Here is a 13763-nt window from a genome sequence, read left to right as displayed (position 1 = left end):
TTTCGGTCGATTGCAAGCACCCTACGAATGCTAAGCGATCAGAGCTAAGCAATCAGGTGATTGTCCTTGGTGTGGCTGGGATCCGGGACGATCACGGACACACTTTTTGGCCTATAACCCCCGGCTGCGGCCGGAGAGCCGACTGTGCACGAGGTCTGTTGGCCTCCCCGTTGTGGTCGAATAACTGAGGGAAAAACGCCCAAACGGCTCAGAATCCTCGGTTCTTCGACCACAAAAAGCCGAGGAGTCGGCGGATCCCCTGAAGGTCAGTGCCGAGGTCTAGTGTGGTCAGTGCCGGTCGGACCTTGCAGGCGATGACCGGGCGAACCGCCGAGTCCTCGGCGATCCGCACGAGAAGCGAAGGTGCGAAGGAGTGCCCACTATGAGAATTCTTGTCGTCGGAGCAGGCGGTCATGTCGGGCGGGTGGCCGTGGCCGAGTTCGAAGCGCGCGGACACGAAGTCATCTCCGCCTCACGGTCGACGGACCCAGGAGTCGACACGAGCGATCCCGCGTCGATCCAGGCACTGCTCGACGCGGTCGGCGAGGTCGATGCCATCGTCGTCGCCGCCGGCTCCGTTCCCTTCAAGCCCGTCACCGAGCTCACCCGCGACGACTATCTCTCGGCTCTGACCTCGAAGGTGCTCGGCCAGGTCGAGTTCGTCACCCAGGGCCTCGACCATGTTCGGGACGGCGGGTCGATCACCCTGACCAGCGGAGTCCTCAGTCGCGAATCGGTGCCGACCGCGGCAGCGGCCGCGCTGGCCAACGGCGCACTCGAGTCCTTCGTCATGGCCGCCGCCCCGGAGCTGCCGAGGGGGATCCGGATCAATGCCGTCAGCCCCAATGTGCTCGCGAACTCGCCGCACTTCCACAACGCCTTCGCCGGGATGATCCCCGTGACCGATGAGGAGGTGGCCGCGGCGTTCGTGCGCGCCGTTGAGGGCAACGTCACCGGCCGCACCCTGACCGTCTGAGCCCTGCCAGAACGCCTCACCGATTCATCCGCCACCACAGGAGGGCGACGTGGAGCGCGGTCCTCGATTCGGCGTCGTCGAGGGAGACGCCGAGTCGGTCCTGAAGCTTCGCGAGCCTCGCGTAGAGGGCGGGCCGGGAGAGGAATCCGGCCCGTGCCACCGCTGACTTGTTGCCGCCGTGGGTGAGGACGAGTTCGAGGAAGTCGAGCATCTCCCCATCTGGCGACTCGATCAGCGGTCCGAGTTCCCCTTCGGCGAAGCCGCGCAGTCGAGGGTCATCGGCGAGGACTGCGAGCAGTCCGCGCAGCCGCACGTCGCCGGCGCGGTAGAAGACCTGCTCGCGGACATCGAGGGTCGAGGCCACCTCGGCGACCTGGGCGGCCGACTCGAGGCGAGCCGCAGCTGTGAGCAGCGACGGGCTGCTGTGCCCGACTCCCACCGTCCACGTCGTCCCGAGATCGGCGATCCCGTCGAAGACGCGGCGCAGCACCTTCGACTCATCGCCGCGCCCAGGCAGAGCGAGGACGAGACCGAACGACCCCGACTGCAGTCCCGTCGACAGCGTCGCGACACCGGCGCGAGAGGCCGCGGCCGTCGCCTCCTGGATGAGGGCGCGCTCCCACAGCTGGATCCGCGTCGGATCCGTGCTCGGATCCTGGTCGAGGCGGATGACTGCGGGCACAAGCAGCGACCCACCGGGCGGATCGAACCCGAGCGAGCGCGCCCGGGTTCTCGCCTGCGCCTCATCTGCGGCGCCGACATCCATGAGCTCGCGGACGAAACCCGCCTGGGCCTGGAGCAGCAGGTCCCGTTCGTCGGTCTCCGCCATGCGCGTGAGCGTGAGCGCCTGCGCTGCCCGTTCGATGATCTGCTCGACATCGGCCGTGCCGGCCGGCAGACCCGGCACGACGAGGCGACCCCACCGCCTCGACTGCAGGCCGACCGGGATCTGCGGCCAGTCACGCCGCACATACGCGTCGGCCCCGGAGACGAGCGCGACCCAGTCGGCGACGAGCGCCTCTGCTCCCGGACCGGCCTGGGCGAGCACCCGATGGGCGACATCCTCGAGGACGACCGGGGCTCCGAGCAGCTCGGCCGTGCGCGCGACGATCGTGCCGACCTCGGCCCGCTCGAGGCTGAGCTGCGTGTAGGTCTCGTGGATCTCCTGCGCCCGTTCGAGACGCCCGAGCTGCTCGGCCAGCAGCGAGCGGTGAGCGACCTCGGTGATGCGGACGAACTTGATTCGATGCGTGAGGACGACGACGGGAAGGTCGCGCCCGACGGCTGCCCGGCGGACCACCTCGGCGGCCTGCTCATCCGGGGCCCCGGCGTCGTCGACGAGCTCGACGACGACGCCGACGGCACCGGCGGCCTCGAGCTGATCGAGGAAGACCGCCATTGCGGCAGGGGAGCGGCGAAAGGTCTGCGCGGTCGTGAGGACGAGTTCGCCGCCTTCGAGGAACTGTTCGACGTGTTCGGAATCGGCGATGTGCACCCACCGGATCGCGCGGTCGAGGCCGGCCTCCCCGGCGACGATCTCGGGCGCACCGCTGCGGATCTCTTCGAGGTCGAGTACCCCGGCGACGGTCAGGCTCGCTGCGGCCTCCGACCTCTCATTGTTCATTGACACAGTGTAAATCTCTGACCGTCTTGACTGACACTCTGACACTGTCGCGCGGCCAGGTGGGCGACGACGATGGGAGCAGACCATCCCTGTCACCGACGCAGAAGGAAACCCCATGGCCGCCATCTCCCACTGGATCAACGGACGGACCGTTCCCGCCGGACCCGACACCCGCCTCGGCGAGGTGACGAACCCCGCCACCGGAGAGGTCACGGGGGAGGTCGCGTTCGCCGATGCCGCCACCACGGAAGGCGCGATCCGGGCCGCCGCCGAGGCGTTCCCCGGCTGGCGCGACACGTCCCTGGCCAAGCGCACGGCGATCCTCTTCGCCTTCCGTGAACTGCTCAACGCCCGCAAGCAGGAGCTCGCCGAGATCATCACCGCCGAACACGGCAAGGTCCTCTCCGACGCCCTCGGCGAGATCGCCCGCGGTCAGGAGGTCGTCGAGTTCGCGTGCGGCATCGCCGGCCTGCTCAAGGGCGGCTTCTCCGAGAACGTCTCGACGACCGTCGACGTCCACTCGCTGCGCCAGCCGCTCGGCGTCTCAGCGATCATCTCGCCCTTCAACTTCCCCGCGATGGTCCCGATGTGGTTCTTCCCTGTCGCGATCGCCGCCGGCAACACCGTCGTCCTCAAGCCCAGCGAGAAGGACCCGAGCGCGGCGAACTGGCTCGCCGCCCGCTGGCAGGAGGCCGGACTGCCCGACGGTGTCTTCAACGTCGTCCACGGCGACAAGGAATCAGTCGACACGATCCTCACCAGCCCGGACGTCGCCTCGGTGTCCTTCGTCGGCTCCACCCCGATCGCGAAGTACGTCTACGAGACCGGGACCGGCACCGGCAAGCGGGTCCAGGCTCTCGGCGGGGCGAAGAACCACATGCTCGTCCTCCCCGACTCCGACCTCGACCTCGCCGCCGATGCCGCCGTCAACGCCGGCTACGGTGCCGCGGGGGAGCGGTGCATGGCGATCTCCGTCGTCGTCGCCGTCGAGCAGATCGCCGATGAGCTCGTGGCGAAGATCGCCGAACGCACCCGCACCCTGCGCGTCGGCGACGGTGCGACCGAACCCGATATGGGGCCGCTCATCACCGCCGCCCACCGTGACAAGGTGGCAGGCTACATCGATGCCGGCGCCGAGGCGGGGGCCACCGTCGTCCTCGACGGCCGGGACGATGTCCCCGCTGACGGGTTCTTCCTCAATCCGACGCTCTTCGACCACGTCAGCCCGGACATGTCGATCTACACCGACGAGATCTTCGGGCCAGTCCTCTCTGTCGTCCGCGTGCCCGGCTACGACGAGGGCCTCGAACTCATCAACGCCAACCCGTACGGCAACGGCACTGCGATCTTCACCAATGACGGCGGTGCCGCCCGTCGCTTCGAACGCGAGGTCGAGGTCGGCATGGTCGGCGTCAACGTGCCCATCCCCGTCCCCGTCGGCTGGTACTCGTTCGGCGGGTGGAAGAACTCGCTGTTCGGCGACACCCACGCGTACGGCGAGGAGGGTGTGCACTTCTTCACCCGCGGCAAGGTCGTCACCTCCCGCTGGCTCGACCCCAGCCATGGCGGCCTCAACCTCGGCTTCCCGACCCACGACTGACCAGTCCACGGACCACTGACCACCTCACGAACGATCGGCGGTCCGGTCACGACCGGACCGCCTCGGCGAAGGACAATGATGACAACGACCATCGGCACAGCTGCCCGCACAACGGACCCCGCGACTTCTGAGGCGTCACTGGACCGCCCCGACGCCGACGGGCTCGGGCGCGCCGACGACCGAATCACCGCCGAGCAGCTTGCGGCCGGGCGGCGCGCCCACGACCTCGACCGCGCCCATGTCTTCCATTCGTGGCAGGCGCAGGGGCCGTTCGACCCGATGACCGTCGTCGCGGCAGAGGGCTCCTATGTCTGGGACGGCGAGGGTCGGAAGCTCCTCGACTTCTCCTCGCAGCTGGTGAACACGAACATCGGCCACCAGCACCCCGCAGTGGTCGCCGCCATTCAGGAGCAGGCGGGACGGCTGTGCACGATCGCACCCCAGCACGTCAACGACGCCCGCTCGGAGGCCGCCCGCCTCATCGCCGAGCTCGCCCCCGGCGATCTCGACCACGTGTTCTTCACCAACGGGGGAGCGGACGCGAACGAGCACGCGATCCGCATGGCGCGCCTGCACACGGGCCGGACGAAGGTCCTCTCCGCCTACCGCAGCTACCACGGCGGCACCCAGCTCGCCGTCAACGTCACCGGGGATCCGCGCCGCTTCCCCAACGACTACTCGGCTGAGGGCGTCGTCCACTTCATGCCCGCCTACCAGTACCGTTCCTACTTCGGCTCGACCACCGAGGCGGTGGAGACCGAGCGCGCGCTGCGCCACCTCGAGGACCTCATCGTTCTCGAGGGCCCGGCGAACATCGCGGCCCTCGTCCTCGAGACCGTGCCCGGAACCGCCGGCATCTACGGTCCGCCCGCCGGCTACCTCGCGGGCGTCCGGGAGCTGACCCGGCGCTACGGCATCGTCTACATCGCCGACGAGGTCATGGCCGGGTTCGGCCGGACGGGACGCTGGTTCGCCGTCGATCGTTGGGACGTCACCCCCGACCTCATCACCTTCGCCAAGGGTGTGAACTCCGGCTACGTCCCGCTCGGCGGGGTCGCGATCTCGGAGGCGATCTACGAGACCTTCCGCGACCGGGCCTACCCCGGCGGGCTGACGTACTCCGGGCACCCGCTCGCGTGCGCGGCGGCGGTGGCGACGATCGGGGCGATGCGTGAGGAGGGGATGGTCGAGAATGCTGACCGCCTCGGCGCCGAGGTGATCGGTCCCGCCCTGCGCGAGCTCGCCGATCGTCATCCTTCCGTCGGCGACGTCCGGGGGATGGGCTGCTTCTGGGCCGTCGAGCTTGTCCGGAACCGGGAGACGAAGGAGCCGATGGCGGCCTACGGCGGATCGTCTGAGGAGATGAACGCGGTCATCGCCGCCCTCAAGGCAGGTGGTGTGCTCCCGTTCGCGAACTTCAACCGCATCCACATCGTGCCCCCGCTCAACACCCCCGACGTCGATGTCCGCCGCGGCCTCGAGGCCCTCGATCGGGCGCTGGCCGTCGCCGACGGATTCGTGCACTGAATCGGACGCTGGGACCCGGCGGTCGCCTCGGCGGGGTCGTTCCGGCACCGAACGACCGGTGCGCTGGGACCCGGCGGCCGCCTCGGCGGGATGTGAGAGCTGATACATCGTCCCTGCGGCTGCAGGTATTGACCCAGTTCGCAGATGAACGGAAGATGAATGGGGTGACTGCAGGCTGAAGGCTGTGTGAAGCTTCGGCGTCTCACGTTGTAGACTCACACGTGTTTGAGGCCGCTGCCTGGCAGTGCGTTCAATCCCCGGTCCCCGCTGTGTCTACATCCAAGGTCGCTGAGTGGAAATCATCTTCGTCGTCGTGCTCGTCGTCGCACTGGCACTCTTCTTCGACTTCACCAACGGCTTTCACGATACGGCCAACGCGATGGCCACGCCGATCGCCACGGGCGCGATCAAGCCGAAGGCCGCCGTCACCCTCGCCGCGATCCTCAACCTCGTAGGCGCCTTCCTCTCCACCGAGGTGGCGAAGACGATCTCCGGGGGCATCATCCGCGAAGGCGAGGGCGGGGTCCAGATCACTCCGGACTTCATACTCGCCGGCCTCATCGGCGCGATCATCTGGAACATGGCGACGTGGCGGTTCGGTCTGCCGTCGTCGTCCTCGCACGCGCTCTTCGGTGGCCTCATCGGTGCGGCCATCGTCGGTGCGGGCCTGAACTCGGTCGACTTCGGGGTCTTCCTCTCCAAGGTCGTCATCCCGGCGATCGCCGCGCCGCTCATCGCCGGCATCAGCGCCTACCTGTGCACGCGACTCGCGTACTACATCACCCGCCGCAACGGCGACGGACAGACCGCGCACCGGGCGCCGTTCAAGTACGGGCAGATCTTCAGCTCCTCGCTTGTCGCGCTCGCCCACGGCACGAACGATGCGCAGAAGACGATGGGCGTCATCACCCTCGTCCTCATCTCCGCGAACCTCCAGGCGCAGGGCACTGGCCCGCAGTTCTGGGTCATCGCCACGTGTGCCTTCGCGATCGCCTTCGGCACCTACGTCGGCGGATGGCGGATCATCGACACGCTCGGCACGAAGCTCACCACCGTCAAGCCCGCCCAGGGACTCTCCGCTGAGACCTCGACCGCTGCGGCGATCCTCGCCTCCTCGCACCTCGGCTTCGCCCTGTCGACGACGCAGGTCGCCTCCGGTTCGGTGCTCGGGTCGGGTCTCGGCCGCAAGGGTGCCGACGTCCGGTGGTCGACGGCCGGACGCATCGCCTCGGGCTGGCTGCTGACGATCCCGGCCGCGGGCATCGTCGGTGCGGCCGCGGCCGGTGTCGCCCACCTGGGGCTGTTCGGCGTTCTTATCGACACCGCCGTCGCCGTCGTCGCCGTCCTCTGGATCTACCTCAGCTCCCGCCAGGACAAGACTGCCGAGATCTCGAACTTCGACACCGTCGGCGAGGCCGTCAACATCCGCGGCCGCAAGCGCAAGCTGCGCCAGGATCGCAACCGCAAGCGCGCCGAGGCGCGTCGTGAGGCCCGCACCGAGGCGCAGACGAAGAAGGACGCGGAGAAGAAGAGCCGGAAGTCCCAGGCGCGTCGCACTGCGGCGGCCAACGGCGCTGTGACGACGGATGCCGTCGCGAAGGAGGCAGTCGCTGGCACGGCGAGCAGCGCTGGTTCCGCAACGGACGTCCGGGCGACAGGCACGTCGGCTGCCGACGCATCGAGGCAAGACGCCGATGCTGACAAGGGAGGCGCCAAATGATCGAGTGGAGCTCGTTCGCCATCGTGGCGATTGCGACGTGGTTCTCGTCGCTCGTCGTCATCGGACTGTTCTCGACCGCGGTGCGCATGCGCGCGGTCCACATCGATCAGGTCGCCGAGGGCCACGGCAACCCGCTGCTCAAGGCCGGATACTGGGCCGTCTTCGCACTCTGCGGTGCGCTTGTCCTCTTCGGGGTCTACCTCATCGTCCCCGTCCTCCACGGTGCCTGAGCGCTCCCGCCGCGGACTTCGCCGGGTCGCCGTGTCGTCGCTGACATGCGGGCGCTCAGCCTGAGCTCCTCCCGAGACACAGCTCGAACGCCCCGTACCCGCAGTCGCACGCCGCACCCTTAGCGTCACTCCGCACCCGTTGCGCGGCGTCGCACCCGTGGCGCTGCTTCGCACCGGCAGTCGCACGAACAACCTCGAGCACGCCACCCCTGCGCCGCAGCGTTACGTCCTACGTTTGCAAGCGTAGGATTTGCAACTCCGAGGAGTGGTGCACGCATGGTGCAGTGTCGCCGTGCTGCCGCGCCGGCCACATCCCACCGTCGGCATCTATTCACACCCCAAGCGATGCTTCGCACCCGCAGCTGAACGAACAACCTCGAGCGCGCCACCCCCTCGCTGGAGCGCTGATTCCTCCCCTTGCACCGGGATGAATTGCCGCTTCGGGGAGGGTCAGCGGAGCGGCCCGGCGCTCCTGAGACTGCCGGGCCAAGGCGGCCCGGCACTGCGGAGGCCGCCCGGCCAAGGCTGCCACCCGACGCCGCCCGGAACCCCCGACCGACGTCGAACACGACGATCCCCCGACCACCTCGGCGGTGATCGGGGGATCGTCGGTGTCAGTGCGACGCCGTGAGGCTCAGCGGTTCACGTGAACCGCTGCCACACATCCGCACCGCTGAGCACTGCACGTGCTCAGCGACTCACGCAGATCAGCACTTCAGGCAAGGCCGAGGCGCTCGCGGAGGCTGTCGACCTCGGCGCGGAGTTCGGCCGGAACCGAATCACCGAGCTCGGCGTACCACTCTTCGATCGAGGCGAGCTCGGTCTCCCACTCCTCGGGCTTGATCGCGAGCGCCTTGCGCAGCTGCTCCGCGGTGAAGTCGAGGCCCTCGGTGTCGAGTGCGCCCTCAGCCGGGGTGAAGCCGAGCGGGGACTCGACAGCGTCGGCGGTGCCGGCGACGCGCTCGAAGACCCACTTGAGGACACGCGAGTTCTCGGAGAACCCGGGCCACAGGAACGAGTTGTCGTCATCGCGACGGAACCAGTTGACGTAGAAGATCTTCGGCAGCTTCGCACCCTCGGTCTGGCCGATGTTGAGCCAGTGCTGGAGGTAGTCGCCGACGTTGTAGCCGATGAACGGACGCATCGCCATGGGGTCACGACGGACGACGCCGACGGCACCGGTGGCTGCCGCGGTGGTCTCCGAGGAGAGCACCGAGCCCATGAACACACCGTGGTTCCAGTCGCGGGTCTCGGTGACCAGCGGCATCGTCGTGTTGCGGCGTCCGCCGAAGAGGATCGCCGAGATCGGTACGCCGTTGGGGTTCTGCCACTCGGGAGCGAGCGTGGGAACGTTGGCGATCGGGGTGCAGAAGCGCGAGTTCGGGTGCGCGGCCGGGGTCTCCGAGTCCGGAGTCCAGTCGTTGCCCCGCCAGTCGGTGAGGTGCGCGGGCTTCTCGTCGGTCTTGCCCTCCCACCACACGTCGCCGTCGTCGGTGAGCGCGACGTTCGTGAAGATGTTGCCGCCGGCCTCGATCGCGTGCATCGCGGTCGGGTTGGTCGAGTAGCCGGTACCCGGCGCGACGCCGAAGAGGCCGAACTCGGGGTTGACGGCGTAGAGTTGGCCGTCCTCGCCGAAGCGCATCCACGCGATGTCGTCACCGAGTGTCTCGGCCTTCCAGCCGGGGATCGTCGGCTCGATCATGGCGAGGTTGGTCTTGCCGCAGGCCGAGGGGAACGCGGCGGCGATGTACTTGACCTGGCCCTCCGGGTTCGTCAGCTTGAGGATGAGCATGTGCTCGGCCAGCCAGCCCTCGTCGTGGGCGATCGCCGAGGCGATGCGCAGTGCGTAGCACTTCTTGCCGAGCAGCGCGTTGCCGCCGTAGCCGGAGCCGAACGACCAGATCGAGCGCTCCTCGGGGAAGTGGGTGATGTACTTCGTCGAGTTGTTCGGCCAAGCGACATCGGCCTCGCCCTCAGCGAGCGGGGCGCCCACCGAGTGGACGCACTCGACGAAGTCCGCGTCCTGCGCATCGATCGCGTCGAGGGCGTACTTGCCCGAGCGAGCCATGATGAGCATCGAGAGCACGACGTAGGGCGAGTCGGTGACCTCGATGCCGAACATCGGCTGATCCGCCTCGGCGAGGCCCATGACGAAGGGGATGACGTACATCGTGCGTCCGCGCATCGAGCCGTCGAAGAGACCGTTGAGGGTCTCCTTCATCTCCGCGGGGGCGACCCAGTTGTTGAGCGCGCCGGCGTCCTTCTCGTCGACCGAGCAGATGTAGGTGCGGTCCTCGACGCGGGCGACGTCCTCGGGATCCGAGGCGGCGTAGTAGGAGTCCTTCGTGCCGGTGAGGCGCACGAGCGTGCCGGCATCGACGAGCTGCTGCGTGATGAGGTCCCGCTGACCCTCGGAGCCGTCGATCCACACGATCTCGTCGGGGGTGGTGAGGGTGGCGATCCGGCTGACGAACGAAAGCACCTTCTCGTTCTTCGTGGGGGCGTTCTTCAGCTGGTCAGCGACGACGTCATGGTCGAGGACTGTCATGAGTGGTCTCCTGGTGTATCGGGGGTTTCGCGACGGATGTCGGAGGGCGGTACATCTCCACGGTAGGGTGGGCGCAATGGTGAAGATCACCGAATATCGCCGCTCGAAGATGTGCATTGGAACACAACCAGGGCACTTGTGACTTATTCTCGTCAAGCACATGCCGTGTTTTTTGCAGAAGTGTGACGTGAAGTTTCAGATCGATGATCTGCTTGAAAACTGGATCATCGATTTCCTCGCCGAGGCGGTCAACCGTCCCGTGCGTCCCCTTTGGCAGCCGTCCGGCGGAGCGGATTCCTGCGGTCAGCGCTGAACGTTGCGGCGGAAGTCGCCCGAAACTGTGGCGAAGGGCACTGGTCGGAGATTTGAGGTCGGATCGGCATCGTGTGTATAGTTGATCGAGTTGCAGGGCGGGAGCCCGGTGACGATGCGCCACTAGCTCAACGGATAGAGCATCTGACTACGGATCAGAAGGTTGGGGGTTCGAATCCCTCGTGGCGCACCACGAAAGGCCCCTCACCAGGAGAGATTCCGGTGAGGGGCCTTCGTCATGTCCGCGTCGTCCGCCCCTAGGACCCCACCACTGACTCCGACGCTGATGGGGCCGGCGCATCACTGGCAGAACGCCCGGGGTGATCAGGCTTTGACCGCGAGCACCGGCACCGGCGAGTCGAGGAGCAGCCGCTGACTCACCGAGCCCATGAGGGCCTTGCCGACCCGGGAACGGCGCTTCATGCCGATGACGAGGCGCGCGATGTCGTCGCGTTCCTCGAGTTCGTCGAGGACCGCCTCGGCGGGATCGCGATCACCGCGACCCTGGCGGCCGACGAGCTCGTACGGCACTTCGGAGGCGTCGAGCACGGTCGTGTCGAAATCGGACTGGATACCCAGCGGGATGACGACGAGGTTCGTGTCGAAATGCCGGGCTTCGCCGATCGCGGCCGTGACGGCTGCGTCGGCTGAGGCGTTGTCGGGGACTGCCACCATGATGGCCATGGTCACTCCTTGGATGCTCGGTGGGCGGGGATGTGTCATCGAGGATACTCGGGACCCTCAGCGACCGTACTTCGTGCGGAACTCCTCTTCGAGGTCCTCGAGGGTCTTGTTCCTCGTTTCGGGGACCATGAAGTAGATGAAGATGAGGGCGAGAACTCCGAGGCCGGCGAACATGAAGAAGGTGTTCGCGATCCCCATGCCGGCGACGACGCTGGGGAAGAACTGGGCCACGGCGGCATTGGCCATCCACAGGGCGAAGACGCAGATGCCCATCGCGAACGAGCGGATCTTCAGCGGGAAGATCTCGGCGAGCATGAGCCATACGAGGGGTCCGAGCGTGCCCTGCATCGAGAAGACGAAGAGGACGACGAAGACGAGGATCGCGTACGCCTTGAACTGCCCGTCCGGGAGGAACACCGCGGAGAGGCCGATGAGGAGGTGGAACGTGCTCGTGAGTGTGAACCCGCCGAGCAGCATGACCCGCCGCGGCAGCTTGTTGATGAGCATGATGCCGACGGTGACGCCGAGGACGGAGAAGAGTCCGTTGAAGGTGTTCGCGATGATTGCGGCGTCGGCGGAGAAACCGGCGTCGGTGAGCAGCTGGGTGCCGTAGTACATCACCGAGTTGATGCCGGTGAGCTGCTGGGCGATGCCGAGGCCGACGCCGATGATGACGAGGCGCAGCACCCACTTCGAGGCGAGGTCGGACAGTCCGCCCGTCTTCGACTTCTCCTCCTCCTCGGCGAGGAGTTCGACCTCCTTCATCTCCGCCTCGGCGCGTTCGGTCGAGCGGACCTGTTTGAGCACCTCGAACGCCTGGTCGTCACGGTGTTTCGAGATCAGCCAGCGCGGGCTCTCGGGGAGGAAGAGCATGCCGATGAGCAGAGCGATCGCTGGCAGCACGGCGACGGCGAGCATGTACCGCCACACGCCCTCGTGCTCTCCCCAGATGTTGAAGATGATCGCGTTGATGACGAAGGCCGCGAACTGACCGACGACGATCATCACCTCGTTGCGGGTCACCAGCGAACCTCGCCGTTCGAACGGGGCGAGCTCGGCGAGGTAGACCGGCACTGTCGTCGACGCAGCGCCGACGGCGAGACCGAGGAAGAACCGGGCACCGGCGAGGAACTGCCAGTTCGGTGCGAGCGCGCACGCAAGCGTGCCGACGATGAAGAACGTCGCGAGCAGGAGGATGTTCGACCGCCTGCCGAAGGCATCGGAGAGCCGCCCGCCGATGACGGCGCCGAAAGCGGCCCCGATTGTGAGGAAGCTGACGACGATCCCCTCGGTGCGCGGGGTGAGTCCGAAGTCCTGGGTGAGCGGCTCGAGGGCACCGTTGACGACGCCGGTGTCGTAGCCGAAGAGCAGACCGCCGAAGGTGGCGACGACGGCGATGATCCCCAACCGGGAGGTGTGCGGACCTTTGGTGTCAGGGGGCAGGTCCACGAGTGACTTCTGTTGACCGCTCATGGCGTTCACTCTCCTTTGAATGACTCTGTGAATGGTGCTGAATGACTCGGTGAATGGTGCGGTTCGGATGTGCGCGGGCGCACGACGGGTAGGGCGATGTCCGCCAGCCTCAGGCGATGGGTGAGCCTGTGCTCGGGTGGGCAGGCGGCCGATATGTCAGGCGACCCTGTCGGTTGTGGTCAGTCGGCGTCACCTCGATGTCCGGCGACGAGGTCGTCGATCGCCTGCTTCTGGTACCGGCTGACGGAGTCGTTGTTCTCGTTCTCCCCGAAGACATTGGAGACGATGAGCGCATCCTCCCGGTCGAGGAACCCTGTCGTCCCCAGGGTCGCGAAGAGGGCCTCGAAGTCGACGTCCCCGTCGCCCACCTTGAGGTGCTGGTGCACCCTCGCCGAGGTGGTCGGCGGGTTCGCGATGTACCGCAGCCCGTGTGAGGCCCGGTGGTCGTAGGCGTCGGAGATGTAGACCGCGCGGAGGCGGTCGCCGAGTTCGGGGACGAGCGTGTCAAGGCAGTCGCCGTAGTGGAAGGTGTGCGGGGCGACGTAGACGAAGCCGATGGCGTCCGAATCGAGCCCGCGCAGCACCCGCCACGCCTCGTGGCCGTCCTCGACGAAGTCGTCGGGGTGGGGGTCGAAGTTGAGCCTGAGGCCCTCGCGTTCGACGCGGGGCAGCAGCTCGTCCATCGACCGGTAGAACGATTCCTCGGAGTCCTCGAACGACTCGGGTCGGCCGCTGAACTCGGTGTTGATCGTGCCCACGCCGAGGTCGACGGCGATGTCGATGACGCGGTCGAAGTTCTTCACCGCAGCCTGCCGTTTCGCCTCATCGGGCCACGCGATCCGCTGCACGGGCAGGAGCGCCGGTACGGTGATCCCGGCGGCGTCGACGCTGTGGGCGAAGCGCTTGATGAGGTCGCGGTCCATCTTCGGGTACCGGAAGTGCGTCGCGAAGTCCGGATGCGGGGTGAGCTGCATGTGCTCGAACCCGAGGTCGGCGGTGGCTGCGGCGAAGTCGAGCAGCCTGTGCGTGTGGTGGAGCGGGGTCGGGTCGTAGGCGATCTTCATCGTCT

At 67.3% G+C, this 13763-nt stretch carries 11 protein-coding genes and 1 tRNA gene; 7 read left to right on the top strand and 5 right to left on the bottom strand.

The features are described from left to right. The first annotated feature begins 382 nt into the window (after positions 1-382). On the top strand, positions 383-976 hold the full coding sequence (locus AC2W7K_RS14120; protein ID WP_131247856.1) for a short chain dehydrogenase: 594 nt from the start codon (positions 383-385) through the stop codon (positions 974-976). A 16-nt stretch (positions 977-992) separates the two neighbouring features. Here the strand turns inward: AC2W7K_RS14120 and AC2W7K_RS14115 are convergent, their stop codons facing one another. Beyond that, positions 993-2600: a PucR family transcriptional regulator gene (locus AC2W7K_RS14115; RefSeq protein WP_131247858.1), complete on the bottom strand. Its 1608-nt coding sequence runs from the start codon at positions 2598-2600 to the stop codon at positions 993-995. Between the two features lie 115 nt (positions 2601-2715). Here AC2W7K_RS14115 and AC2W7K_RS14110 point away from each other — a divergent pair, with 115 nt between their 5' ends. The 4 genes from AC2W7K_RS14110 (at position 2716) to AC2W7K_RS14095 (ending at position 7677) form a co-directional block, all read left to right on the top strand. Continuing rightward, positions 2716-4200, top strand: a complete 1485-nt coding sequence (locus AC2W7K_RS14110; protein ID WP_131247860.1) for a CoA-acylating methylmalonate-semialdehyde dehydrogenase — start codon at positions 2716-2718, stop codon at positions 4198-4200. Positions 4201-4278: 78 nt separating this feature from the next. Further along, entirely contained in the window at positions 4279-5727 is a 1449-nt protein-coding gene (locus tag AC2W7K_RS14105; protein WP_222125969.1) for an aspartate aminotransferase family protein, read from the top strand. A 292-nt stretch (positions 5728-6019) separates the two neighbouring features. Beyond that, positions 6020-7447: an inorganic phosphate transporter gene (locus AC2W7K_RS14100; RefSeq protein ID WP_144588929.1), complete on the top strand. Its 1428-nt coding sequence runs from the start codon at positions 6020-6022 to the stop codon at positions 7445-7447. Next, complete coding sequence (locus AC2W7K_RS14095; protein ID WP_009381072.1) at positions 7444-7677, top strand: hypothetical protein; 234 nt, start codon at positions 7444-7446, stop codon at positions 7675-7677. The genes AC2W7K_RS14100 and AC2W7K_RS14095 overlap by 4 nt, the downstream gene beginning before the upstream one ends. Positions 7678-8392: 715 nt before the next feature. Here AC2W7K_RS14095 and AC2W7K_RS14090 read toward each other — a convergent pair. Continuing rightward, entirely contained in the window at positions 8393-10225 is a 1833-nt protein-coding gene (locus tag AC2W7K_RS14090) for a phosphoenolpyruvate carboxykinase (GTP) (protein WP_278373420.1), read from the bottom strand. A gap of 187 nt (positions 10226-10412) precedes the next feature. Here AC2W7K_RS14090 and AC2W7K_RS14085 point away from each other — a divergent pair, with 187 nt between their 5' ends. Both AC2W7K_RS14085 and AC2W7K_RS14080 read left to right on the top strand, forming a co-directional pair. Next, complete coding sequence (locus tag AC2W7K_RS14085) at positions 10413-10538, top strand: hypothetical protein (RefSeq protein WP_258403367.1); 126 nt, start codon at positions 10413-10415, stop codon at positions 10536-10538. Between the two features lie 116 nt (positions 10539-10654). Further along, a tRNA-Arg gene (locus tag AC2W7K_RS14080) sits at positions 10655-10730 on the top strand. A 131-nt stretch (positions 10731-10861) separates the two neighbouring features. On the opposite strand, the gene AC2W7K_RS14075 is transcribed toward AC2W7K_RS14080, so the two are convergent. The 3 genes from AC2W7K_RS14075 to AC2W7K_RS14065 form a co-directional block, all read right to left on the bottom strand. After that, entirely contained in the window at positions 10862-11221 is a 360-nt protein-coding gene (locus AC2W7K_RS14075) for a universal stress protein (RefSeq protein ID WP_063250605.1), read from the bottom strand. Positions 11222-11278: 57 nt separating this feature from the next. Next, a complete protein-coding gene (locus AC2W7K_RS14070) occupies positions 11279-12694 on the bottom strand; it encodes a sugar porter family MFS transporter (RefSeq protein ID WP_009381069.1) in 1416 nt (471 codons plus the stop codon). 179 nt (positions 12695-12873) lie between these two features. Then, on the bottom strand, positions 12874-13758 hold the full coding sequence (locus AC2W7K_RS14065; protein WP_144588935.1) for a sugar phosphate isomerase/epimerase family protein: 885 nt from the start codon (positions 13756-13758) through the stop codon (positions 12874-12876). Positions 13759-13763: the final 5 nt, after the last annotated feature.

This window comes from Brevibacterium sp. LAARM2_SD2 (genome assembly GCF_057364785.1).
The sequence above is the reverse complement of the archived record's forward strand: the minus strand, read 5'-3'. Positions and strand labels throughout refer to the sequence as shown.

Coding starts and splice junctions, on each gene's coding strand:
- AC2W7K_RS14110 (WP_131247860.1), top strand. CDS start 2,716: ATGGCCGCCATCTCCCACTGGATCAACGGACGGACCGTTCCCGCCGGA.
- AC2W7K_RS14090 (WP_278373420.1), bottom strand. CDS start 10,225: ATGACAGTCCTCGACCATGACGTCGTCGCTGACCAGCTGAAGAACGCC.
- AC2W7K_RS14075 (WP_063250605.1), bottom strand. CDS start 11,221: ATGGCCATCATGGTGGCAGTCCCCGACAACGCCTCAGCCGACGCAGCC.
- AC2W7K_RS14065 (WP_144588935.1), bottom strand. CDS start 13,758: ATGAAGATCGCCTACGACCCGACCCCGCTCCACCACACGCACAGGCTG.
- AC2W7K_RS14115 (WP_131247858.1), bottom strand. CDS start 2,600: ATGAACAATGAGAGGTCGGAGGCCGCAGCGAGCCTGACCGTCGCCGGG.
- AC2W7K_RS14070 (WP_009381069.1), bottom strand. CDS start 12,694: ATGAGCGGTCAACAGAAGTCACTCGTGGACCTGCCCCCTGACACCAAA.
- AC2W7K_RS14105 (WP_222125969.1), top strand. CDS start 4,279: ATGACAACGACCATCGGCACAGCTGCCCGCACAACGGACCCCGCGACT.
- AC2W7K_RS14120 (WP_131247856.1), top strand. CDS start 383: ATGAGAATTCTTGTCGTCGGAGCAGGCGGTCATGTCGGGCGGGTGGCC.
- AC2W7K_RS14095 (WP_009381072.1), top strand. CDS start 7,444: ATGATCGAGTGGAGCTCGTTCGCCATCGTGGCGATTGCGACGTGGTTC.